We start from the raw sequence: 21,839 nt of genomic DNA, 5'->3' as shown, positions 1-21,839 counted from the left end.
CCCGGTCCCACGAGGCGGAAAACCACAAAGCGCTCCCGATTTGACACTTCAAGCTCCAAACAAACAAAAAGCCCGGCCCGGCGAGGTCACAGCGGTGCTCCGCCGCATCCTCGCTGAAAACGGCAATGAGTATCGCTGGACCTACGTCGTTGCCGTCACCTGCTTGCTGATCGTTTCCGGCACCACTGCCTTCACGGCGTGGATCATGGCCCCGATGATCAACCAGATCTTCTACGAACGGCGCGGCGATATGCTCTGGCTGATCTGCGCCGGTTTCATGGGAGCCTCCCTGCTGCGCGGCTTCGCCGGTTACGGCCAGGCAGTCGCGTTGGCCAGTATCGGCAACAATCTGGTCGCGCGCTACCAGAAGCGCAGCTTCGACCATCTGATGAAGCTCGGCGTCAACTTCTTCAACGATACACGCTCCGGTCGGCTGGCGGCACAGGTCAGCGAGAATGTCGGCGGCGTTCGCGATCTGCTGTCGCTGACGCTGACCTCCATCAGCCGCGACGCGGTCACGCTGGTCGCTCTCGTCGGCGTCATGATCTACCAGGATCCGGTGTTGTCGCTCAGCTCGCTGCTGATCGGCCCTCCACTGATCTGGGCCGTCGTCTACATCACCCGCCGACTGCGGCGGATCAACCGGGAATCCGTGCTGATCAATTCGCGGCTGAACGGGTCCGTGCAGGAGGCCACGCAAGGCATCGCCATCGTCAAGGCCTTCACCCTGGAGGCCGAGCTGGCGCGCCGCATCGGCATCATGGCGGACACGGCCGAGCAGCGTAACAACAAGATCGCCCGCGTCTCGGAGCGGCTGTCGCCGATTTCCGAGATTCTGGGCGGTCTCGCCATCACCTCCGTGCTTGCCTATTCCGGCTACCGGGCGCTGTATCTTGGGCAGCCGCCGGGCGCGGTGTTTTCCTTCATCACCGCGCTGATCATGGCCTACGATCCGGCAAGGCGCCTGGCGCGCACGCAGGTGGGCATGGAACGGGCGCTGGTCAACGCGCGCATGATTTACGAGTTGCTGGACCTGGAGCCGAGACAGGGCGACGCGCCCGATGCTGTCGAGGCCAGGATCACCACCGGCGAGGTGCGCTTCGACAATGTGACGTTCAGCTACAACACCGACATGCCGGTGCTGAGGGATCTGAGTTTCACCGCCGCCGCCGGCAAGGTCACGGCCATCGTCGGTGCGTCGGGCGCCGGCAAGTCTACGCTGGTGGCGCTCTTGCAGCGCTTCTACGACGTGGACCAGGGCAGCATCGAGGTCGATGGCCAGGACATCGCGAAGGTGACCAAGCATTCGCTGCGGCAGTCGATCGCCTATGTGGCGCAGGCGCCCTATCTGTTCGAGGGCACGATCCGCGACAACATCCGCTACGGCCGCCTGTCGGCCACCGACGCCGAGATCGAGCAAGCGGCGAAACAGGCTGCAGCCGACGAGTTCATCCGCCAGCAGCCGCAAGGTTACGACACGCCGGTCGGCGAAGGCGGCTCGACCCTTTCCGGCGGCCAGCGCCAGCGCGTCTCGATCGCCCGCGCCATCGTGCGCCAGGCACCGATCCTGCTGCTCGACGAGGCGACCTCGGCGCTCGACAACGAGGCGGAGGCCCGCGTCCAGGAAGCGCTGACCCATGTCATGCAAGGCCGCACGACCATTGTCATAGCGCATCGGCTGTCGACGGTGGTCAATGCTGACCACATTATCGTGCTGGAAGAGGGACGGTTGGTCGAGGAAGGCACCCATGCGACGCTGATGGCCGACCCGGACAGCATCTATTCCCGCTTCCACCGCATCCAGGGCAAGAAGGGGCTGGGGCTTGTCGATGACAGCAAGCCGATCCAAACTCCGGTCCGGGCCACGCGTGCGAAGAAGACTGCTGTGAGGAGCACATGAGCGAAGCAGGCGATATGGGCCTGGTGGTGGTCGGCGCTGCCGGCCGCATGGGCCAGACGCTGATCCGCGCCATCCACACCATTCCGGGCGCCCGCGTCATCGGCGCCGTCGAGCGTGCGGATTCGCCCCATCTGGGCAAGGATGCCGGCGAGCTGGCCGGCATCGGCATCATCAATGTGCCGATATCAGGCGATCCGTTACCGGTCTTCGCCAAGGCCGACGGCGTGCTCGATTTCACCACGCCGGCCTCCACCGTCGAATTCGCCGGCTATGCGGCGCAGGCGCGCATCGTCCATGTCATCGGCACGACCGGCTGTTCGGCCGACGACAATGCCAGGATCGCGGCGGCAGCGCGCCATGCGACGATCGTCAAGTCGGGCAATATGAGCCTCGGCGTCAATCTGCTGGCGGTGCTGGTTGAACAGGCGGCGCGCGCGCTCGACGCCGATGATTTCGACATCGAGATCCTCGAAATGCACCACAAGCACAAGGTCGACGCGCCGTCGGGCACCGCACTGCTGCTCGGCGAAGCCGCCGCCACCGGGCGCGGCATCGCGCTGGCCGGCAACGATGTGCGTTCACGCGACGGCCATACGGGCGTGCGAAAGACCGGCTCGATCGGTTTTGCGACGCTGCGCGGCGGATCGGTGGTCGGCGACCACAGCGTGATTCTCGCCGGCACCGGCGAACGCATCACGCTGTCCCACCATGCCGAGGACCGCGCCATCTTCGCCCGCGGCGCCGTCAAGGCGGCACTGTGGGCCCGTGGCAAGAAACCGGGATTGTATTCGATGCGGGACGTGCTCGGCCTGAGCTGAGGCGTGCCATCCAAATTTTGAAGGAGCAGACATGTCGAGAACCCTCGTGCTCGTGCGCCATGGCCAGAGCGAATGGAATTTGAAGAACCTGTTCACCGGCTGGCGCGATGTCGACCTGACCGAGCAGGGCCACGCCGAGGCCAAGGCCGCCGGGCAAAAACTCAAGGCGCGCGGGCTGAAATTCGACATCGCCTTCACCTCGGCGCTGACCCGGGCGCAAAAGACCTGCCAGCACATTCTCGACGCGGTTGGCCAGAGCGACCTGAAAACCATCCGCGACCAGGCGCTCAACGAGCGCGACTATGGCGACCTCTCCGGCCTCAACAAGGACGATGCCCGCAAGAAATGGGGCGAGGAGCAGGTGCATGTCTGGCGCCGCTCCTATGACGTGCCGCCGCCCGGCGGCGAGAGCCTGAAGGACACCGGCGCCCGCGTCTGGCCCTACTATTTGCATGACATGCAGTCGCACGTGCTGGGCGGCGGCACCGTGCTGGTCGCCGCCCACGGCAATTCGCTGCGCGCGCTGATCATGGCACTGGACGGCAAGTCGGGCGAGGAGATCGTCAAGCTGGAACTCGGCACCGGCGTGCCGGTCATCTACCAGCTCAACGCCGATTCGACCGTGGCGTCGAAGGAAGTGCTGGAGAGCTGAGCCGGCAAGCGGCGAACCGCTTTGAAAAAAGCGCGTTGACAGCCATCGCTTGCCCGCTTACATGAGCCCGCACCAGCCCAGATGGCGGAATTGGTAGACGCGCACGGTTCAGGTCCGTGTTCCGCAAGGAGTGGAGGTTCGAGTCCTCTTCTGGGCACCAAATTCCCGTTTCGAACCGTTCGATGGTTCAGAGACTACAGAGAAAAAGCCCGGTTCGTCCGGGCTTTTTCTTTTTGAAACGGCCTCCCCTCGCGGCTAGGCAACAAACAAACCGCTTCAAACTGCGCGGCTGCTTCGCTACGCTCGCGGCCATGTCCCAGTCCAGCACTGCAATCTTCGGCGCCCGTCGCGACCAGGCCTTCCCCACGCTGAGTGAGGCTGACATCGATCACATGCGCCGGTTCGGCGAGGCCAGCTTCTATGCCGCCGGCGAGCACATCATCAAGGCGGGCGATGTCGCGCCAGGCCTGATCGTCGTGCTGTCGGGCAAGGTCGATATCACCCAGGATGGCCTTGGCCGGCGCGAGACGATCGTCACCCATGGTCCGGGCAGCTTCGTCGGCGAGCTGGCGCAGCTTTCGGCCCGCCCCTCGCTGGTCAATGCCGAGGCCGCCGAGCCGGTCGAGGCCTTCGTTGTCCCCTCGCAGCGGGTGCGCGACCTGATGGTGCAGGAGGCCAATCTCGGCGAGCGCATCATGCGGGCGCTGATCCTGCGCCGTGTCGGGCTTTTGGAAAGCGCCACCAGCGGGCCGATCATCATCGGACCATCAGGCAATGCCGACGTGTTGCGGCTGCAAGGGTTTCTGGCCCGCAGCGGCCAGCCGCACCGCGTGCTCGATTCCGGCAACGACCCCTGCGCGAAAACCCTGGTCGAGCGCTTCGACGTCGACCCGCATCATCTGCCGGTGGTGCTGTGCCCCAACGGTCGGCTGCTGATGAATCCCGGCGAGAAGGACCTCGCCCGCTGCATCGGCCTGCTCAGGCCGATCGATGCCGACACACTGTATGACGTGGCGATTGTCGGCGCCGGCCCGGCGGGGCTGGCGGCCGCCGTCTATGCGGCCTCCGAAGGGCTGTCGACCATCGTGCTCGATTGCCGGGCCTTCGGCGGACAGGCCGGCGCCTCCTCGCGCATCGAGAACTATCTCGGTTTCCCCACCGGCATCACCGGCATGGCGCTGATGGCGCGTGCCTACAATCAGGCCCAGAAATTCGGCGTCGAAATGGTCATCCCGGACGAGGCGAAGCTGCTGAGTGCCGCGACCGACAATTCAGGCGCCCGCTACCTGCTCGATGTCGGCGATGGCGAAACGGTGCGGACGCGCAGCGTGGTCATCGCCAGTGGCGCGCGCTATCGGCGCCTCGATGTCGCCAACCTGTCGCAGTTCGAGGGAACGTCGGTGCATTATTGGGCCTCGCCCATCGAAGGGCGGCTTTGCGCCGGGCAGGAGGTGGCACTGGTCGGCGCCGGCAATTCGGCCGGCCAAGCGGCCGTCTACCTCGCCAGCCATGCGCGCAAGGTGGCGCTGCTGGCGCGCGGCGGCAGCCTCGATGCCTCGATGTCGCGCTATCTGGTCGAGCGCATCAAGGCGCAGCCCAACATCGAGGTGCTGACCGAGACCGAAATCGAGGCGCTGCAGGGCGAGGACGGCAATCTTGCCACGGTGCGCTGGCGCAACCGCGTCAGCGGCGAAGAAACGACGCGCCCGATCCGGCATCTCTTCCTGTTCATCGGCGCCGACCCGAACACCGACTGGCTGGCGCAATGCAACGTGGCGCTCGACGCCAAGGGGTTCATCCGCACCGGATCGGAGCTGGGGCCGGAACACGGCCTGATGGAGACCAGCCGTAGCGGCGTGTTTGCCATCGGCGATGTGCGTTGCGGCTCGGTCAAACGCGTCGCGGCGGCCGTCGGCGAGGGTGCCCAGGTGGTCGCGGCACTGCATGCCTATCTCGCGCGGGACGGTGGCCAAACCCAACTGGTAAGGAGAGTGTGATGGCGGACGAATGCAAGCATGCGGCTGGGATCAAGGACGTCACGCCGAGCGCGCTTGGCTGCGAGGAATGCCTGAAGAGCGGCTCATGGTGGGTGCATCTGCGGCTCTGCCGCACCTGCGGCCATGTCGGCTGCTGCGACGACTCGCCCAACCGCCACGCGACAAAACATTTTCACGCCACCAGCCATCCCGTCATCGAAGGCTACGATCCGCCGGAAGGCTGGGGATGGTGCTATGTCGACGAGGTCTTTCTCGACCTCGGCGATCGCACCACGCCGCAGAACGGCCCGATCCCGCGCTTCTATTGAGGGGCGCCGAGAGATCCGAAGAAAAGCCCGGTTCGTCCGGGCTTTTCTCTGGGCGACGCATCGTGCCATCCGATGCCCTGTTGTCAGCGAACTGACAGGTTGCCTGTTCCAGTCTCCACCGAATCACGATCATCACAGCCCGGCCATTGGACGTTCTCTTCAAAAAGGGGTTCGTCCCCGAACAAAGCTTTGACATGATCGCGGCTAGCTTAGAAACGTTCAAAACTGGAAGCTCGCATGCACCCCACCTACACAAGCTCGCAGAAAGCCATTCACTGGGCAGTGTTCCTGCTGGTCATCGGCCTTTATGGCTTGACCTATGCCGAGGAGGTTTTTCCGCGCGGCGATCCGGGGCGGGCGCTCGTCTGGTGGCTGCATATTTCGTTCGGCTTGCTGCTTTTCGCACTGGTCGTCATCCGTGTCGGCCTGCGGCTGACGCTGGGGACGCCCGGCCTGCCGCAGGAAATGTCACCGCTCGAACGAACTGCGGCCAAAGTCGCGCATCTCCTGCTTTACGCCCTGCTGGTGGCCATTCCCGTGCTCGGCATCGTGCTGACCTGGTACAGGGGCGATGCCCTGAGTTTCTTCGGTCTCTTCACCATCCCGGCCCCGGTTTCGCCGGATCGTGACACGGCCCGGTTCATCAGGGAGCTGCACAGTCTCTGCGCCAATGCGATACTCATTCTTGCCGGAGTCCATGCCGCCGCGGCGCTGTGGCACCATTTCATCCGCAAGGACGACGTGCTCATGCGCATGCTGCCGGAAAGCACGCCCTGACAGGCGCACGCCATCTTCCTTCGATCAGTCACGCTTTGGAGTAGGCATGGGTGTCGGATTATCGACGCTGTGCTCATTCACCTGGAAGGCCTTGCCATCAACCTTCTTTTTCCTGAGATCGTCGCCGGTCTCAGGCTGCGGCGGGCGCTTGGGCTTTTGCTTGCTGTTGTCGTTGATGTCGAAAGCTCTGGTCATCATGTCCTCCAGGGGCTGTCCTGGAAGACAATGTTCGACGGCGCGCGGGGTTCCGCCGGTGAAGGCTCGACTATTAGTGCCGGGTAGCCGCTGGCGGATGGTTTATCGCACCGACCCGGTGACCGTCCGGTCGACGTCGGGAACGGATTTGCGGTCGTTGCCGGCAAGGGCGGCGATGATCAGCAGGCTGGCGACCACCGGGACGAACAGGATGGCGACGCGGGCCTGTATATAAAAAATGGCACGCCATTCGCTGCGCTTGTCGGGGCTATCGCTCATCATACTCACTTTGCCATGGACCCCCCGGGAGGTCACATAGAGGTGAACTGTTAAGTAACTCCTTCCGACTTCGTTAACGGGTGGAATTCAGGCGTGAAATCAGCCGAGCCCGATCCGTCTGGCGCCTTGTCGGAACAGCGCCTCGGCATCGGCTTCGAAGCGGAACGTGCCGATGAAATCGTCGGCGCGGTAATCCGGCAATGTCTTGCGGATGGCGGCGGCAAAGCCGCGTGCCTCGTCGAGCCGGCCGGCCAGCGCCAGGCAGTGCGCGGCGATCGCCAGGATGATGGTATGGGCATTCGGCCGCGCCGCAGCCTTCAGCGCCCAGTCGGCCGCCTCTTCGAATTGGCCGAGCCGGACATGCGACATGGCGCGCGCTCCCAGCATGCCGAACAGCAGCGGGTCGAAGGGGCTGAGATGCCGCGAATGGTCGGAGGAGCTTATCGCCGCCTGCGGGTCGCCTGACTGCGAATGCACGAAAGACAGCGCGTAGTGGCCGAGCGCGAAATTGGGGCTGAGATCCACCGCCCGTTCCAGTTCGGAGAGAGACCCGTCCTGCTCGCCGCGCAGCCACAGCGCCCGGCCCATCGCCCAATGCGCCGCTGGATTGTGGTCGTCGACCAGCAGGCTGTGGCCGGCGCTCTCATAAGCCAGGGCGCTTTCGCGGTCACGGTCGCCCCAGCGCTGGAAGGCATTCTGCCAGTGGGTGAAGGACAGGCCGGCATAGGCGCGGGCAAAGGTCGGGTCGAGCTGCAAAGCCCTGTCGAAGAAATGCCGCGCCTGCTCGTTCTCGGCCTGGGTGAAGCGGTACATGTGCCAGAGGCCACGATGATAGGCCTCCCAGGCATTGAGCGAGTTGGGTGCTTTCAGCATGGCGCGGTTGCGCTCGACGGTTTCGATCTCGACCGAGATCGACGACACGATGCTGTCGCCGATATCGTCGAGCACGGCAAAGAGGTCGTCGGGCTGGCGCTCGAACGTGTCGGCCCAGACGATCCTGGCCGTGCGCACCTCGATCAGTTCGACGCTGACAATCAGGCGGCCGGCCGTGCTACGCACCGTGCCGGTGGCGACATAGTCGACATTGAGTTTCCTGCCGGCCTCCTCCGGCGCGATGGTCTTTTCGGCCAGCGCGAACACCGACCCGCGCGCGATGACGAAGAAATCGCGGAGCTTGGCAAGACGGGTGATGATGTCGTGGGTGAAACCGTCGGCCAGCCCGCCGCGCGCACCGTTTTCGTCGACAAACGGCATGACGGCCAGGGAAGCGTGACTCGGCTCGACGGGGCCGGCATCGCCTGATGTGGCCACCGGAGGCGATATTGTGGACAGGCAGGCCGGCTGCGCCTGCGAGGCTCGTTGGTCGCGGATCGCCCGCCAGGCCTGGCGAAGCGGCGCGAAATCCAGGTCCTCCGACTGAAACAACCGTTCCGCCGAAGCCAGATGCTGCTCGGCCGCGGCGATTTCGCCGCGCTGGGCGAGACTGGCCAGCAGTGCCGCATGCGCACGTCCATCGAACGGCGCCAGTTCCACCCATGTGTCGAGATGGGCGACAGCCTCGTTGCCATCCGCCGGCAGGCTGGCGACAAGCTGTTCCAATATGGCGGCGTGACATGCGTGAAAACGCCGGCGCTGGGCGATCAGCCAGCTGTCGAAAAGCGGGCTGCGCTCGAGCTCCAGCCCGTCGAGCAGATCGCCGGCGAAGTTTCCAGCCAGCGCTCGCAGACGCTCCACATCAAGCGTGCCGATCCCTTGCGCGGCGACACGGCTGATCTCCAGCGCGTCGACGAAACAGCCGTCGAGATCGAGCGCGACCGTATCGCCTTGTGTGGAGACCCGGCGCCGGTCCGCCGTGTCGAGGGCGCCGCGCAGTTTGCTCAGGCACCAGCGCAACTCGCCGCGGGGATCGTTGGGCACATCCCACAGCAATTCGCACAGCCGACCGCGGCCAACTGGATGCGGCGCCAGCGCCAGATAGGCAAACAGCGCACGCAGCTTGCGCGAGGCCGGCAGCATCACCGGCACGCCGTCACGCACGATGTCCAGCCGTCCGAGCAGGCGTACGGACAGGCGCTGCCTGTCGCCGTCCGGCCTTGATGGTGCGGATTCCACGTCCGTTTCCACGCCTGCTCCCACGCTGGCCTGTCGCCCGTTGCTCTATCACCAAACACGACACGGCGCATCCGGCGGCGAATTTCGCGCCGGCAGCGGCTGTTGCCGCATCGCCGGCACGTCAGTCCTAGCGTGGCAAGGTCTCGAAACCTCGCCGCCCAAGCCGCCGGTTTGTAACCGGCCTGTGAAGATGAACACGATCGAGGAGATCAAAGATGTTGAACAAGCAGAAGATCAGGACCACGGCCGGGCGCGGCCATCTGTTCGACAGCATTCTGGACACTGTCGGCGACACGCCGGTGATCCGCGTCAACAATCTCGCACCGGCCCACGCGACGATCTACGTCAAGGCCGAGTTCTTCAATCCGGCTGCATCGGTGAAGGACCGGCTGGCGCTCAACATCATCGAGGAAGGCGAGCGTAGCGGCACGCTGAAGCCCGGCCAGACCGTGGTCGAGGCGACCAGCGGCAACACCGGCATTGGCCTCGCCATGGTCTGCGCGCAGAAGGGCTATCCGCTGGTCGTCACCATGGCCGACAGCTTTTCGGTCGAGCGCCGCAAGCTGATGCGCATGCTGGGCGCCAAGGTGGTGCTGACGCCGCGCGCCGAAAAGGGCTTTGGCATGTACAAGAAGGCGGTGGAACTGGCCGAGGCCAATGGCTGGTTCCTCGCCCGCCAGTTCGAGACCGCGGCCAACGCCGCCATCCACGAAGCCACCACGGCACGCGAGATCGTCAATGATTTCGCCAACTCGCGGCTCGACTGCTTCGTCACCGGCTATGGCACCGGCGGCACCGTCGTCGGCGTGGCGCGCGTGCTCCGCCGCGAGCGGCCGGAGACCCGCATCGTGCTCTCCGAGCCGGCCAACGCGCAGCTGATCGGCAGCGGCAAGGCGCAGCAGCGCGGTCCCGGTGGTGCTCCCGCCGCCAGCCATCCGGCCTTCGAGCCGCATCCGGTCCAGGGCTGGACGCCGGACTTCATCCCCAACGTGCTGCAGGAAGCGATCGACGCCAGCCTCTATGACGAGGTGATGCCGATTGCCGGACCCGAAGGCATCAAATGGGCCAAGGCCCTGGCGCAGAAGGAAGGCATCTTCACCGGCATTTCCGGCGGCGCCACCTTCGCCGTGGCGCGGCAGGTCGCGGAAAAGGCGCCGGCCGGATCGGTGATCCTGTGCATGCTGCCCGATACCGGCGAGCGCTACATGTCGACGCCGCTGTTCGATGACGTCGAGGCCGAAATGGATGCCGACGAGATGGCGCTGTCGCGCTCGACGCCCGGCTGCCAGTTCCCGGCGGCTTGACGGGAGGATGCCATGGATATCGCGCAGGAAACCCTTGGGCTGGTGGCCGAGGAAACGCTCGACCCCGCCGACTGGGCCACTGTCCAGGCCCTGTCGCACCAGGTGATCGACGATGCCGTCGACTATCTCAGCGATATCAGGGACCGTCCGGTCTGGCGGGAGATGCCGGCGGAGGTGCGAGAAGCATTAGCGGCACCCCTGCCGCGATCGCCGGCGCCGCTGGCCGCTGTCTATGACCAGGTCTCGCGCACCGTGATGTCCTACCCGATGGGCAACATCCATCCGCGCTTCTGGGCCTGGTATATGGGGTCGAGCAACTTCACCGGCGCGCTCGGCGACTTCCTGGCGGCAATCCAGGGCTCCAACCTCGGCGGCGGCAACCACGCCGCCGGGCTGATGGACAGCCAGGTGGTCAACTGGTGCAAGCAGATGCTGGGCTTTCCGGCCTCCGCTTCCGGCACGCTGGTCAGCGGCGGCTCGATGGCCAACATCATCGGGCTGACGGTTGCGCGCAACACCAAGGCCGGCATCGACGTGCGCGAGCACGGCGTTGCCGCCATCGAAAAGCCGCTGCGCTTCTATGGCTCGGACCAGATACACTCCTGCCACCGCAAGGCGATGGAAGCGCTCGGCCTCGGCAACCGGGCACTGCGCCGCATCCCGACCGATGCCGATCTGCGCATCGACATACCAGCCTTGCGCGCGGCGATAGCAGAGGATCGCTTGGCCGGTTTCAAACCCGCCTGCGTCATCGGCAATGCCGGCACGGTCAACACCGGCGCGATCGACGATCTGCGGACGCTCGCCAAACTCGCACACGAGGAAGACCTGTGGTTCCATGTCGACGGCTGCATCGGCGCGCTGATCGCGATTGCGCCTGATAATGCGCATCGCGTTGCCGGCATCGAATGGGCGGATTCCGTCGCGCTCGATCCGCACAAATGGCTGCACGCGCCGTTCGAGGTCGGCTGCGCCCTGGTCAGGGACGCCGTCGCACATCGGCGGACCTTCGCGGTGACACCGGAATATCTGGAATCGACCCCGCGCGGCCTTGCCTCCGGCGAATGGCTGCATGATTATGGCCTGCAGACATCGCGCGGCTTTCGCGCGCTGAAAGTGTGGATGGCGCTGAAGGAACATGGCGTCGACAAATTCGGCCGCCTGATCGACCAGAACATCGCGCAAGCCTTCTATCTCGCCGGGCGGATCGAGGCCGAGCCGTCGCTGGAGCTGGCAATACAGCCGACCATCAACATCGTCTGCTTCCGCTACCAGCCGGGTATCACCGGCGAGGCGCTGAAGGCACTCAACACCGAGATCATGCTGCGGCTGCAGGAGCAGGGCATTGCCGCCCTCTCCGACACCACCGTGCATGGCGAACACTGGCTGCGCGTGGCGATCGCCAACCATCGCACGCGGCGCGACGATCTCGACCTTCTGGTCGCGGAGACGGTGCGGCTGGGGCGGGAGATCGTGGCCGAAGGCGCTTCCGTGAAATAGGTCAGAAGGCGAGCGACAGGCATGGGCGGCCATGCGATTCTGCGGCGGTGATTCGGGAGGTCCGACCGTGACGCTGTTTCGTATGGCCGTGCTTGCGGCTTTGGTCTGCACCAATTCGGCCGAGGCCGCCGACATGGCCTTCTTCGTCAAGAACCTGCGCAAGGAAGCGGTTGCGGTCGAATTGTTCAGCCGCGACCGCGAGACCGTCTGGCCGGGCAATGGCAAGGTGTTCATGATCGACCCGAATTCGCAGAAATCGGTGCCGCTGTCCTGCAATTCCGGAGAGCGCATCTGCTATGGCGCCTGGGTCGACGGCAACGACCAAATCTCCGCCGGCGTCGGGCCTGATAACGATCAGCCTTGCGACACCTGTTGTTTTATCTGCGTGGAACACACGACCGAGACGATCGATCTGGTGCCGTGATTGGGGCCTCGGCGCCCGCGCAGCAGGTCACTCCGGAAGCCCGGCCTTGCGAAAGCCATCGACGAAATGATCACGCATCGCGGTGTCGCGGAACGGCTCCGTCCAGACCCAGTAGCCGGTCGTGAAATGCGGGTTGCCGATGAGGAACAGTTCGACCTCGGCGCGCGCCTCTTCGAGCCGGCCGAGTTGCGCCAGGCTTGCCGCCAGGAAACGGCGTGAGCTCGTCCGATAGGTCTCCTCCCGGCGCAGTGTCTCGACGGCGGCTTCGTAATCGCGCGCCGCATACTGCGCCTCGCCGAGCGTCAGATAGTACCAGCTTGCCGGATAGGGATTGAGCCGGAACGCCTTGCGGATATGCTCGAGGCCTTCCTCGACCCGTCCAGCCAGCACAGCGATGTCGGACAATGTCGCCCAGGCGTCGGCCTCGTTCGGGTCGAGTTCGAACGCTTTGGCGAATTCGGCGTCCGACTCTTCGAAGCTGTGCTCATAGGCAAGCAGATTGCCGAGCACCCAGCGGCAGCCGGCATCGTTGGGATCGATCGCCACGGCCTTGCGCGCCAGTTCCAGCGCGATGCGCCGGTTGGGGTCGACCGGCTCGCCCCAATGCACCCATCCCATCCAGTGGTTCATGGCAAGCCAGCGATGAGCCTCGGCATAGTCCGGATCGAGGGACACCGCGCGCGTCAGCAGCAGATGCGCTTCCCGCGCCGTCTGCGGGGATTCCTCGATCAGCTTGCGCGCCCGCACGCACAGATCGTAGGCCTCGAGATTTGTCGGCCGGTTGCGTGGCGGCGGCGCGCGCAGTCGGCCGAGCAGCGCCTCGACGATCTTGGCCGTGGCCTCGTCCTGAACGGCGAAAATATCGTCCAGGCCGCGATCGAAGCGTTCGGCCCACAGATGCTCGCCGCTCTTGGCGTCGACCAGCTGTGCGTTGATGCGCACGCGCCCTGCGGCGCGTCTGGCGCTGCCCTCCAGCAGATAGCGCACGCCAAGCTCCTCGGCGATCGCGCGCACGTCCATCGCCTTGCCCTTGTAGGCAAAGGTCGAGTTGCGGGCGATGACGAACAGGCCCGGGGCCCGGGACAGGTCGGTGATCAAATCCTCGGTCAAGCCGTCGGCGAAAGCCTCCTGCTCGGGGTCGTTGCTGAGGTTGACGAAAGGCAGCACCGCTATCGATGGTTTGTCGGGCAGCGGCAAGGGTTTGCGCTTCGCACGATCGAGCTGTTCGATGGCGCCCGTGAAGCGGTAGCCGACGCGCGGAACCGTCGATATCCATTCACCGCCATCGGCGGGCGGACCAAGCAGCTTGCGCAGCTGCGCGATCTGGACGGTGAGGTTGCCTTCCTCGACCGCTGTCCCTGGCCACGCCGCGTCCATCAGCTCGGCTTTCTCAAGGATTTCGCCGGGCCGTCCGACGAGTGCGGCAAGCAGCTTCAGCCCGCGATAGCCGACGGCAACGGGATCGTCGTTCCGAAGCAGCGTTCCCGCACCCGGATCAAACACGAACGGACCAAAGGCAAAGCGCGATCTCTGCATAGGCGCATCTATAGAGCAATTCCGGGAAAAGTGTGAGGCGGTTTGCCGGGAAAAGCGTGCAGCACTTTCCCCTGGGAATGACGCCAAAACAAAGAGTTAGGGCCCGTTTGGAACTTTTGAGAACTATTTGGCAGGGCTTAATTACGGCGCCCTCCATATCCTGCAGAATTCAACCTCATTCATCAAGGGCGGCCCATTCTCAAGTCTGTGGGCGCCAAACCACATGGAGGTTGTCATGACCAATATTTTTGCATCGGCCTCGCATCAGGCGCGGCGGGGAATGTGTGTGGGGCAGACATCGCGCCGGCGCTACAGTCTTGCCACCCTACGAAATACCATCGCGGCCTGGCGTGAGCGGACCCACTATCGCTGGGACCTCAAGCGGATATCGGAGGTCAATCCGCATCTGATCGACGATATCGGCCTGACCAGGCGGCAGGTCGATGAAGAAATCGCCAAGCTGCCCTTCTGGCAGCGATAGGACGAAGCCTGCAATGACTTAGGTTCGCCGGCTTGCGCATGCGATTATATTAGGGATTGCCGTTATCATCCCTTTAGCGCCCGCCCATGGCATGGCATGATCCCCTCAATCGGCCGTGGGGGCCGATTCTTCATCGGGGGTTTCCATGTCTTTCACGTCCGGGCGCCGGCTAGCCGCCGCGTTTTCGCTTGCCGTCCTATTTGCACCAGCCGCCCATGCCGGCGACGTCACCTTCACCGTCAAGAACAGCCATCCCAACGCCATGCGCCTTGAGCTCTACAGCCAGGACCGCGACTATGTCTGGCCGGGCGAAGGCAAGGACTTCTACCTCGACGACGGCGAGACCAAGTCGTTGCCGATCTCCTGCAACGAGGGCGAATCGATCTGCTACGGCGCCTGGGTCGATGGCGACGAGGGCACCTATTGGGGCGTCGGTCCCGGCAACAAGGAAAAATGCGAGGATTGCTGCTACACCTGCAGCGGCGGCGAGACCGAGGAGATCAATCTCGTCCCCTGACCGGTTTGCCAGCTTGACGGTTTTCCCATTCGAGCCATAGCCTGCCCGAACACCCAAGGCACGCCACGTCTGCCCAGTCAGTCGCGGGCGTGCCCCAGGCAACAGGAGCACCGCGATGGCCGGCATGGTCGAAAGCGACAAGATCGACGTCGGTTTTTCCGGCAAGCGCTGCATCCATTCGCGCAATTGCGTGCTCGGCGATCCGCATGTCTTCGTGCCCAACGCGCCGGGCCAATGGATCCATCCCGATGCGGCCAGCGTCGAGAAGGTGGTGGCCATCGCCGAAAGCTGCCCGTCCGGCGCCATCACCTATGTCAGGAAGGATGGCGGGCCGCAGGAACAGCCGCCGGCGGTCAACACCGTGCGGCTGCGCGAAAACGGCCCGCTCGCCGTTCACGCCGAGATCGTGCTCGACGGCGAAACCTCCTATCGCGCCACGCTCTGCCGCTGCGGCGCTTCGGAAAACAAGCCGTTCTGCGATGGCAGTCATACCAAGGCCGGCTTCACCGCCACAGGCGAACCGGCGCTGAAGGACACGCCGGCGCTGGAGGCGCGCGACGGCCCGCTGAAAGTGACGCCGACCACCAACGGCCCGCTCAAGCTCGAGGGCAATGTCGAGATCGTGACCGGCACCGGCCACACGATCGACCGCACGCAACGCACCTTCCTCTGCCGCTGCGGCCACTCGGCCAACAAGCCGTTTTGCGACAACACGCATAAAAAGATTGGCTTTGTGGCATGAAAGGCCATTCGGCAACGTTAGTGTAGGATGAGGGTTCGCGCTCGGGAGGAAATCCACTATGCGCACCATGCTTGTACTTGCCCTGCTTGCCTTTGCCATGCCCGCCTATGCCGCCAATCATGCGGTCCAGATCAAGGGCATGAAATTCAACCCTTCGAAAATCTCGGTCGCCGTTGGTGACACCATCACCTTCACCAATGCCGACTCGATGACGCACACCGCCACCGCGCTCGATGGCTCCTTCGACACCGGCCATCTCGCCACCGGCAAGAGCGCCAAGGTCAAGGTATCAGTTGCCGGCGCACATCCATTCCATTGTGCGATCCACAGCTCGATGAAGGGCACTGTCACGGCCAAATAGCGGCATCCTCGCCGCGTTGTGGCCAACGTTGCCGATCTCCCCTCTCAAGGGGGAGGTCGGGCTCGTATCACGGTCATCGCGTGTTGGCCCAGCGCTCGCGGCTTTATCGGCGGGCCCGTATCGGATAAGGGCGGGGAAGTAAAATTCCCTACCGTCCGGATCCCCCAAGAATGACCGCCAAGACCAAGCCAAAACCACTCTTCCTCGGCATCGACACCGGCGGCACCTATACCGATGCCGTGCTGTGGTCTGAAACCGAAGGCCCACAGCAGGGGCCGAACAAGGGCAAGGTGCTGGCCAAGGCCAAGGCGCTGACCACCAGGCATGATCTTGCTGTCGGCATTTCCGGGGCCGTCGACGCGGTGCTCGAAAAGGCCGGCACCGATCCGGCCGCGATCAAACTGGTGTCGATGTCGACGACGCTCGCCACCAATGCGTTGGTCGAGGGCCAAGGCGGCCGCGTGGCTCTCATCATGATCGGCTTTTCCGAAGCCGACCTCGCCCGCGATGGGCTGAAGACGGCACTCGGCACCGATCCGGTGGTGTTTTGCCCGGGCGGCCACGACGTCCACGGCAATGCCGCCAAACTCGATCTATCAGGACTGGAAGCGGTCCTGCCGGAACTCGGCGCCTCGGTGTCCGGCTTTGCCGTCTGCGCCTATTTCGCCACCCGCAACCCGGCGCACGAGATCGCCACCCGCGAGCTGATCCGCGACAAGACCGGCCTGCCGGTCACGGCAAGCCACGAACTGTCGGCCAAGCTCGGCGGCCCGCGCCGCGCGCTGACGACGCTGCTCAACGCCAGGCTGATCTCGATGATCGACCGGCTCGTTGCGGCGACCGAAGGGTTTCTGGAGGCCCGCAACATCGCGGCTCCCTTGATGGTGGTGCGCGGCGACGGCGCGCTGGTCTCGGCGGCGTTCGCCCGCCAGCGGCCGATCGAGACGATCCTCTCCGGCCCCGCAGCCAGCCTGGTCGGCGCCCGTCATATGACCGGGCTCGACAATGCCGTGGTCTCCGACATTGGCGGCACCACCACCGACGTTGCCGTGCTCGACAAGGGCCGGCCACGGCTTGATCCGGAAGGTGCCACCGTCGGCGGTTTCCGCACCATGGTCGAGGCCGTCGCCATGCGCACCTTCGGCCTCGGCGGCGATTCCGAAGTAGCGCTGGAGGATGGCGCGCTCAACCCGAAAATCCTGCTTGGGCCGCGCCGCCCGGTGCCGCTGGCGCTGGCCGGCATGGCGCATGGTGACGCCGTCAGATCGGAACTCGAACGCCAGTTGCGGGCGCCCAACCCAGGCCGCATGGATGGCCGCTTCGCGGTGCGCACCGGCGTGCCGGACAGGCTAGCCGCCGGGCTGACCGCTCCCGAGGCGCGGCTCTACGAGGCGATCGGTGCGACCCCGCTTGCCCTCGACAGGCTGCTGACGTCGAATGCCCAGAACGCCACTTTGAACCGGCTGGTCTCGCGCGGGCTGGTGCACATTTGCGGCTTCACTCCGTCGGACGCGGCGCATGTGCTGGGCAAGCAGGCCAACTGGGACGCCGCCACCGCCCGCCTCGGCGCCGAATTGTTCGCCCGCAAGCGGGACGGCCGTGGCCAGCCCATTGCCGCCTCACCGGAGGTGGTCTCGGAGCGCGTGCTGGTGACGCTGACGCGCTGGTCGGCCGAATACATCCTCGAAACCGCCTTCGCCGAGGACGGCCTCGATGGCGCCGCGACGGTCGCGCACGCGCTGGTGCAGCGCGCCGTCGATGCCCACCCCGGTATTGCGCGGCTGAGCGTCGCGCTCGACCGTCCGGTCATCGGCCTCGGCGCCTCGGCGCCGCTGCACTATGCCGGCCTGGCGCCCCTGGTCGGCAACGAGTGCGTGGTGCCGGAAGACACCGATGTCGCCAACGCGCTTGGCGCCGTCGTCGGCCAGGTCAGGGTTTCCGCCGAAGCGCGGGTCAGCCAGCCCAAGGAAGGGCTGTTCCGCCTTGCCTCGGGCGAGACGGTGCGCGATTTCCTCGACGAGGCGGCGGCGATCGCGGCCGCCGAGGCGGATGTGCGGGCGATTGTCGCCCAGAGGGCCAAGGACGCCGGCACCGACAGCGCCGAGATTGATGTGGCGACCGAGTTCAGGGTCTCGACCGTCGAAGCCCAGCGCATGTTCATCGAGGCGCATGTGGTTGCGGTGGCCTCGGGAAGGCCAAGGATCGCGGTGTAGCGGCTGATCTCCCCCCCCTTGAGGGGGAGATGTCGCCGAAGGCGACAGAGGGGGTCGGTTCGACCGGACGCGACCTCTTGCTTTGAAAAGAGGGGGCTAGCGCCTTATGTCCGGCGACCCCCTCTGGCCTGCCGGCTATCTCCCCCTCAAGGGGGAGATCGGCGCTTCGCCAACCTTGCCTAAACGCCCCCTTCACCTTAAGCCGAATTGACCCTGCAAACCCGACATGTCAAAGGCGCCCCGAGCCTTTCGTCTGGAGACAAGCTGATGACCGATCGCATCGAGATCGCCGGATTGCGGATTGCCCGCGCGCTGCATGATTTTGTGGCTGGCGAGACCTTGCCCGGCACCGGGATCGCCGCCGATGCGTTCTGGGACGGTTTTTCGGCCATCGTCCATGACCTCGCCCCAAAAAACCGCGCACTGCTGGCAAAACGCGACGCCATGCAGGACAAGCTCGACGGCTGGTATCGCGACAATGGCGCGCCGATCGACATGGAAGCCTACAAGGGCTTCCTCAGGGAGATCGGCTATCTCGTTCCCGAGGGGCCGGCCTTCAGCGTCTTGACCGAGAATGTCGATCCGGAAATCGCCGTCGTTGCCGGGCCGCAGCTGGTCGTGCCTGTCATGAATGCGCGCTATGCGCTCAATGCCGCCAATGCGCGCTGGGGTTCGCTCTATGATGCGCTCTACGGCACCGACGCCATTCCCGAAACCGGCGGCGCTGAAAAGGGCAAGGGTTTCAATCCGGCGCGCGGCGCCAATGTCGTCGCCTGGACGAAGACTTTTCTCGATGAAGCGGCCCCACTCACCTCAGGCAAATGGGCTGGGGTGAACGGCCTGTCGGTGGCCAATGGCGCGGTGAAGCTCAGCGCCGGCGCCGGCTCGACGACGCTGGCCGACCCGAGGCAATTCGTCGGCTATCGCGGCGATGCCGCCAACCCGCAAGCCGTGCTGCTGGTCAAAAATGGCCTGCATATCGAGATCGTCATCGACCGCGCCAACCAGATCGGCCGCACCGATCCGGCGGGCATCGCCGACGTCATCCTGGAATCGGCGCTGACCACCATCCAGGACTGCGAGGATTCGGTCGCGGCGGTGGATGCCGAAGACAAGGTCGTCGTCTACCGCAATTGGCTCGGCCTGATGAAGGGCGATCTGGCGGAAGAGATCAGCAAGGGCGGCAAGAGTTTCGTCCGCAAGCTCAATCCCGATCGCACCTACACAGCGCCCGCAGGCGGCGCGCTGACGGTGCCCGGCCGCTCGCTGATGCTGGTCAGGAATGTCGGCCACCTGATGACCAATCCGGCGATCCTGGACCGCGACGGCAACGAAGTGCCGGAAGGCATCATGGACGCGGCGCTGACGGCGCTGATCGCGTTGCACGATGTCGGAGCGAAGGGGCGGCGGATGAACTCCCGCGCCGGCTCGATGTATGTGGTCAAGCCGAAGATGCACGGGCCTGAAGAGATCGCTTTCGCGGTGGAAATTTTCGACCGCGTCGAAGCGCTGCTCGGCATGGCGAAAAACACCATCAAGATGGGCATCATGGATGAGGAGCGGCGCACCACCGTCAACCTCAAGGAGGCGATCCGTGCCGCCAGGGCGCGCGTGGTGTTCATCAACACCGGCTTCCTCGACCGCACCGGCGACGAGATCCACACCTCGATGGAGGCCGGCCCGATGATCCGCAAGGGCGACATGAAGCAGGCCGCCTGGATTTCCGCCTACGAGGCCTGGAATGTCGATACCGGGCTCGAATGCGGGCTGGCCGGCCATGCCCAGATCGGCAAGGGCATGTGGGCGATGCCGGACCTGATGGCGGCGATGCTGGAACAGAAGATCGCCCATCCCAGGGCGGGCGCCAACACCGCCTGGGTGCCGTCGCCGACGGCGGCGACGCTGCATGCCACGCACTACCACAAGGTCGATGTCCATGCCGTGCAGGCGGTGCTGAAGAGCCGGCCGAAGGCGAAGCTCGACGATATCTTGTCGGTACCGGTGGCCGTGCGGCCGAACTGGACGCCGGACGAAATCCAGCGCGAGCTCGACAACAATGCGCAAGGTATCCTGGGCTATGTCGTGCGCTGGATCGACCAGGGCGTCGGCTGCTCGAAAGTGCCCGACATCAACGATGTCGGCCTGATGGAAGACCGCGCCACGCTGCGCATCTCCTCGCAGCACATCGCCAACTGGCTGCGCCACAAAGTGTGCTCGGAAATCCAGGTGCGCGATTCCCTGCAGCGCATGGCGGCAATCGTCGACCGCCAGAATGTCGGCGATCCGCTCTACCGGCCGATGGCGCCGGACTTCGACACGTCCATCGCCTTCCAGGCCGCCTGCGACCTAGTGTTCAAGGGCACCAGCCAGCCCAACGGCTACACCGAACCGGTGCTGCACGCGCGGAGATTGGAACTGAAGGCGCGAGCCCTGGCTCTCTGAGAATTCGCAGCGGCCGTGCTTTACGGATGCGCTGCTTCGACGGCGCCAAGAATAGGCGCGCCGTTAAGGCGTCATGCCGCGCATCCCGAGGTGCGATCATTTCAAAGAGAAGTGGATGTGATCGCACCGGCGGACAGAGATGAAGCGTCGTGGACGGCCGCTCACCGGGGATGCCCGTAGACGCGCGACAATTACGCGTTCGCTGGGGCCACCGTGGCGTCCTGGACCGCCTCGGGGCGGGTGTGACGCGGCTTCAGCCTTAACAGCGGTTGTTCCAGCATACGGTAGCTCAACGTTGCCAGCAGAATGCAGTGTGCCAGGCCCGCCAGGCAGGTCGTGGCGTAAGTTTCCGGAATGTGAACCAACCCCAGCAGGACCTTGCCTTCTTCGAATGACCAGGGGTGGAAAACGTAGGGGCCGAAGGAAATCATTCCAAGGTATGCCAATGGCGGCCAGCGAAGCAGGCTGGCGAGGGTTTGCGCATACAGCGCCAAATGCAGCAACGAACCGGCAAAAATACCCGCCAGGAGAAAGACATAGACCGGTCCGCCAGGGGTCTGGTCGTGCGGAAGGAAGACAAGGCCGATGCCGCTTGCCAGGAACGCGGCGGCAACCATCGGCAGGGGGAATTTTCTGGTCAGGCCCATCGCGACGAGAATCCCGACAATTGTCGATTCAGGCCGCAGAAGCGGTGTCATGTCGATCATCTGAAACGACAGCCCGCTCAGGACGAATGCCGCTCGCCCAAGCAGGCACAGGGGCAGAATGCAGAGCAGGCCCGTGGCAAGGGCGCGCTTGCCGACCTTGAGGTACAGGAGGAACAAAAAGGGCAGAAACAGATAGATCTGGAATTCATAGCACAGCGACCAAAGCTGCCCTGTGTATCGGAGCGACCATCCGACCTCCGGAAACCAGTAGATATAATTGCCGACAAACGAGGCCACGCCGAGAAGCCATCCATAGGCGGCAGGGTTGTCCGCGCCGTAGATGAGCAGCATGGCAAGCGGGAACAGCACCATCAGCGGATAGATGCGCAACAGCCTGCGTATGAAGAATTGCGAGATGGAAATGGTTCCAGTCCGGGCCTGCTCCTGTTCGAACAGCCGGAAGAGCAAGAAACTGGACAGGGCAAAGAATATTTCGACCCCAACCCACCCCTGCGTCTGCATCATGACAAGTGTGGTATAGCCGGCAGACGCCTTGAAATGGAAGAAGAACACCATCAAGAACGCCAGACACCTCAAGCCGTCAAGCTGGTCTGTTCGAAGTCCGCCAATGTTG

General features: G+C 64.6%; 20 protein-coding genes and 1 tRNA gene. 16 read left to right on the top strand and 5 right to left on the bottom strand.

Features of this window, described 5'->3' with window-relative positions; all coding sequences use genetic code 11:
- Positions 1 to 40: 40 nt before the first annotated feature.
- The 7 genes from AC56QX_RS05505 to AC56QX_RS05475 all read left to right on the top strand — a co-directional run bounded on the left by AC56QX_RS05505 (position 41) and on the right by AC56QX_RS05475 (position 6,452).
- Positions 41 to 1,900, top strand: a complete 1,860-nt coding sequence (locus tag AC56QX_RS05505; protein WP_497114160.1) for an ABC transporter ATP-binding protein — start codon at positions 41 to 43, stop codon at positions 1,898 to 1,900.
- Positions 1,897 to 2,718, top strand: coding sequence for a 4-hydroxy-tetrahydrodipicolinate reductase (gene dapB / locus AC56QX_RS05500; RefSeq protein WP_497114158.1), 822 nt, complete (start codon positions 1,897 to 1,899; stop codon positions 2,716 to 2,718). Before AC56QX_RS05505 ends, dapB begins: the two co-directional genes overlap by 4 nt.
- Positions 2,719 to 2,749: 31 nt before the next feature.
- On the top strand, positions 2,750 to 3,370 hold the full coding sequence (locus AC56QX_RS05495) for a 2,3-bisphosphoglycerate-dependent phosphoglycerate mutase (protein WP_475455223.1): 621 nt from the start codon (positions 2,750 to 2,752) through the stop codon (positions 3,368 to 3,370).
- A 75-nt stretch (positions 3,371 to 3,445) separates the two neighbouring features.
- Positions 3,446 to 3,530: transfer RNA gene (locus AC56QX_RS05490), tRNA-Leu, on the top strand.
- Positions 3,531 to 3,681: 151 nt separating this feature from the next.
- The gene (locus tag AC56QX_RS05485) at positions 3,682 to 5,367 is read left to right on the top strand and encodes an FAD-dependent oxidoreductase (protein WP_497114157.1); all 1,686 of its coding nucleotides are present in this window, start codon (positions 3,682 to 3,684) and stop codon (positions 5,365 to 5,367) included.
- Positions 5,367 to 5,675 carry a UBP-type zinc finger domain-containing protein gene (locus AC56QX_RS05480; protein ID WP_015314705.1) on the top strand — a complete coding sequence of 103 codons (309 nt, stop codon included), beginning with the start codon at positions 5,367 to 5,369 and terminating at the stop codon, positions 5,673 to 5,675. The genes AC56QX_RS05485 and AC56QX_RS05480 overlap by 1 nt, the downstream gene beginning before the upstream one ends.
- Positions 5,676 to 5,912: 237 nt before the next feature.
- A complete protein-coding gene (locus AC56QX_RS05475; RefSeq protein WP_497114156.1) occupies positions 5,913 to 6,452 on the top strand; it encodes a cytochrome b in 540 nt (179 codons plus the stop codon).
- 24 nt (positions 6,453 to 6,476) lie between these two features.
- Here the strand turns inward: AC56QX_RS05475 and AC56QX_RS05470 are convergent, their stop codons facing one another.
- The 3 genes from AC56QX_RS05470 to AC56QX_RS05460 form a co-directional block, all read right to left on the bottom strand.
- Complete coding sequence (locus AC56QX_RS05470) at positions 6,477 to 6,647, bottom strand: hypothetical protein (RefSeq protein ID WP_497114155.1); 171 nt, start codon at positions 6,645 to 6,647, stop codon at positions 6,477 to 6,479.
- Between the two features lie 102 nt (positions 6,648 to 6,749).
- On the bottom strand, positions 6,750 to 6,926 hold the full coding sequence (locus tag AC56QX_RS05465; protein WP_497114153.1) for a hypothetical protein: 177 nt from the start codon (positions 6,924 to 6,926) through the stop codon (positions 6,750 to 6,752).
- A 99-nt stretch (positions 6,927 to 7,025) separates the two neighbouring features.
- The gene (locus AC56QX_RS05460; RefSeq protein WP_497114151.1) at positions 7,026 to 9,038 is read right to left on the bottom strand and encodes a BTAD domain-containing putative transcriptional regulator; all 2,013 of its coding nucleotides are present in this window, start codon (positions 9,036 to 9,038) and stop codon (positions 7,026 to 7,028) included.
- A gap of 215 nt (positions 9,039 to 9,253) precedes the next feature.
- Here AC56QX_RS05460 and AC56QX_RS05455 point away from each other — a divergent pair, with 215 nt between their 5' ends.
- The 3 genes from AC56QX_RS05455 to AC56QX_RS05445 all read left to right on the top strand — a co-directional run bounded on the left by AC56QX_RS05455 (position 9,254) and on the right by AC56QX_RS05445 (position 12,266).
- Positions 9,254 to 10,342, top strand: coding sequence for a PLP-dependent cysteine synthase family protein (locus tag AC56QX_RS05455; protein ID WP_497114149.1), 1,089 nt, complete (start codon positions 9,254 to 9,256; stop codon positions 10,340 to 10,342).
- Between the two features lie 12 nt (positions 10,343 to 10,354).
- Positions 10,355 to 11,842 carry a pyridoxal phosphate-dependent decarboxylase family protein gene (locus AC56QX_RS05450; protein WP_497114147.1) on the top strand — a complete coding sequence of 496 codons (1,488 nt, stop codon included), beginning with the start codon at positions 10,355 to 10,357 and terminating at the stop codon, positions 11,840 to 11,842.
- 67 nt (positions 11,843 to 11,909) lie between these two features.
- On the top strand, positions 11,910 to 12,266 hold the full coding sequence (locus AC56QX_RS05445) for a hypothetical protein (RefSeq protein WP_497114145.1): 357 nt from the start codon (positions 11,910 to 11,912) through the stop codon (positions 12,264 to 12,266).
- Positions 12,267 to 12,293: 27 nt separating this feature from the next.
- Here the strand turns inward: AC56QX_RS05445 and AC56QX_RS05440 are convergent, their stop codons facing one another.
- Positions 12,294 to 13,802, bottom strand: coding sequence for a winged helix-turn-helix domain-containing tetratricopeptide repeat protein (locus tag AC56QX_RS05440; RefSeq protein ID WP_497114143.1), 1,509 nt, complete (start codon positions 13,800 to 13,802; stop codon positions 12,294 to 12,296).
- A gap of 235 nt (positions 13,803 to 14,037) precedes the next feature.
- On the opposite strand from AC56QX_RS05440, the gene AC56QX_RS05435 reads away from it, so the two are divergent.
- The 6 genes from AC56QX_RS05435 (at position 14,038) to AC56QX_RS05410 (ending at position 20,558) form a co-directional block, all read left to right on the top strand.
- Positions 14,038 to 14,283 carry a DUF1127 domain-containing protein gene (locus AC56QX_RS05435; protein ID WP_497114142.1) on the top strand — a complete coding sequence of 82 codons (246 nt, stop codon included), beginning with the start codon at positions 14,038 to 14,040 and terminating at the stop codon, positions 14,281 to 14,283.
- Between the two features lie 145 nt (positions 14,284 to 14,428).
- Positions 14,429 to 14,800 (top strand): hypothetical protein, encoded by a 372-nt coding sequence (locus tag AC56QX_RS05430; protein WP_497114141.1) that lies wholly within the window; start codon positions 14,429 to 14,431, stop codon positions 14,798 to 14,800.
- Positions 14,801 to 14,915: 115 nt separating this feature from the next.
- Entirely contained in the window at positions 14,916 to 15,542 is a 627-nt protein-coding gene (locus AC56QX_RS05425; protein ID WP_497114140.1) for a CDGSH iron-sulfur domain-containing protein, read from the top strand.
- 58 nt (positions 15,543 to 15,600) lie between these two features.
- On the top strand, positions 15,601 to 15,903 hold the full coding sequence (locus AC56QX_RS05420) for a cupredoxin domain-containing protein (RefSeq protein ID WP_172221595.1): 303 nt from the start codon (positions 15,601 to 15,603) through the stop codon (positions 15,901 to 15,903).
- 170 nt (positions 15,904 to 16,073) lie between these two features.
- Positions 16,074 to 18,116 carry a hydantoinase/oxoprolinase N-terminal domain-containing protein gene (locus tag AC56QX_RS05415; protein WP_497114138.1) on the top strand — a complete coding sequence of 681 codons (2,043 nt, stop codon included), beginning with the start codon at positions 16,074 to 16,076 and terminating at the stop codon, positions 18,114 to 18,116.
- Between the two features lie 267 nt (positions 18,117 to 18,383).
- Positions 18,384 to 20,558: a malate synthase G gene (locus AC56QX_RS05410; protein WP_497114137.1), complete on the top strand. Its 2,175-nt coding sequence runs from the start codon at positions 18,384 to 18,386 to the stop codon at positions 20,556 to 20,558.
- A 191-nt stretch (positions 20,559 to 20,749) separates the two neighbouring features.
- On the opposite strand, the gene AC56QX_RS05405 is transcribed toward AC56QX_RS05410, so the two are convergent.
- Entirely contained in the window at positions 20,750 to 21,781 is a 1,032-nt protein-coding gene (locus AC56QX_RS05405) for an acyltransferase family protein (RefSeq protein WP_497114135.1), read from the bottom strand.
- Positions 21,782 to 21,839 lie beyond the last annotated feature (58 nt).

The sequence above is a fragment of the Mesorhizobium sp. RCAM 06353 genome, assembly GCF_059683585.1.
Note: the sequence above shows the minus strand (reverse complement) of the source record. Positions and strands in the feature narration are given on the sequence as shown.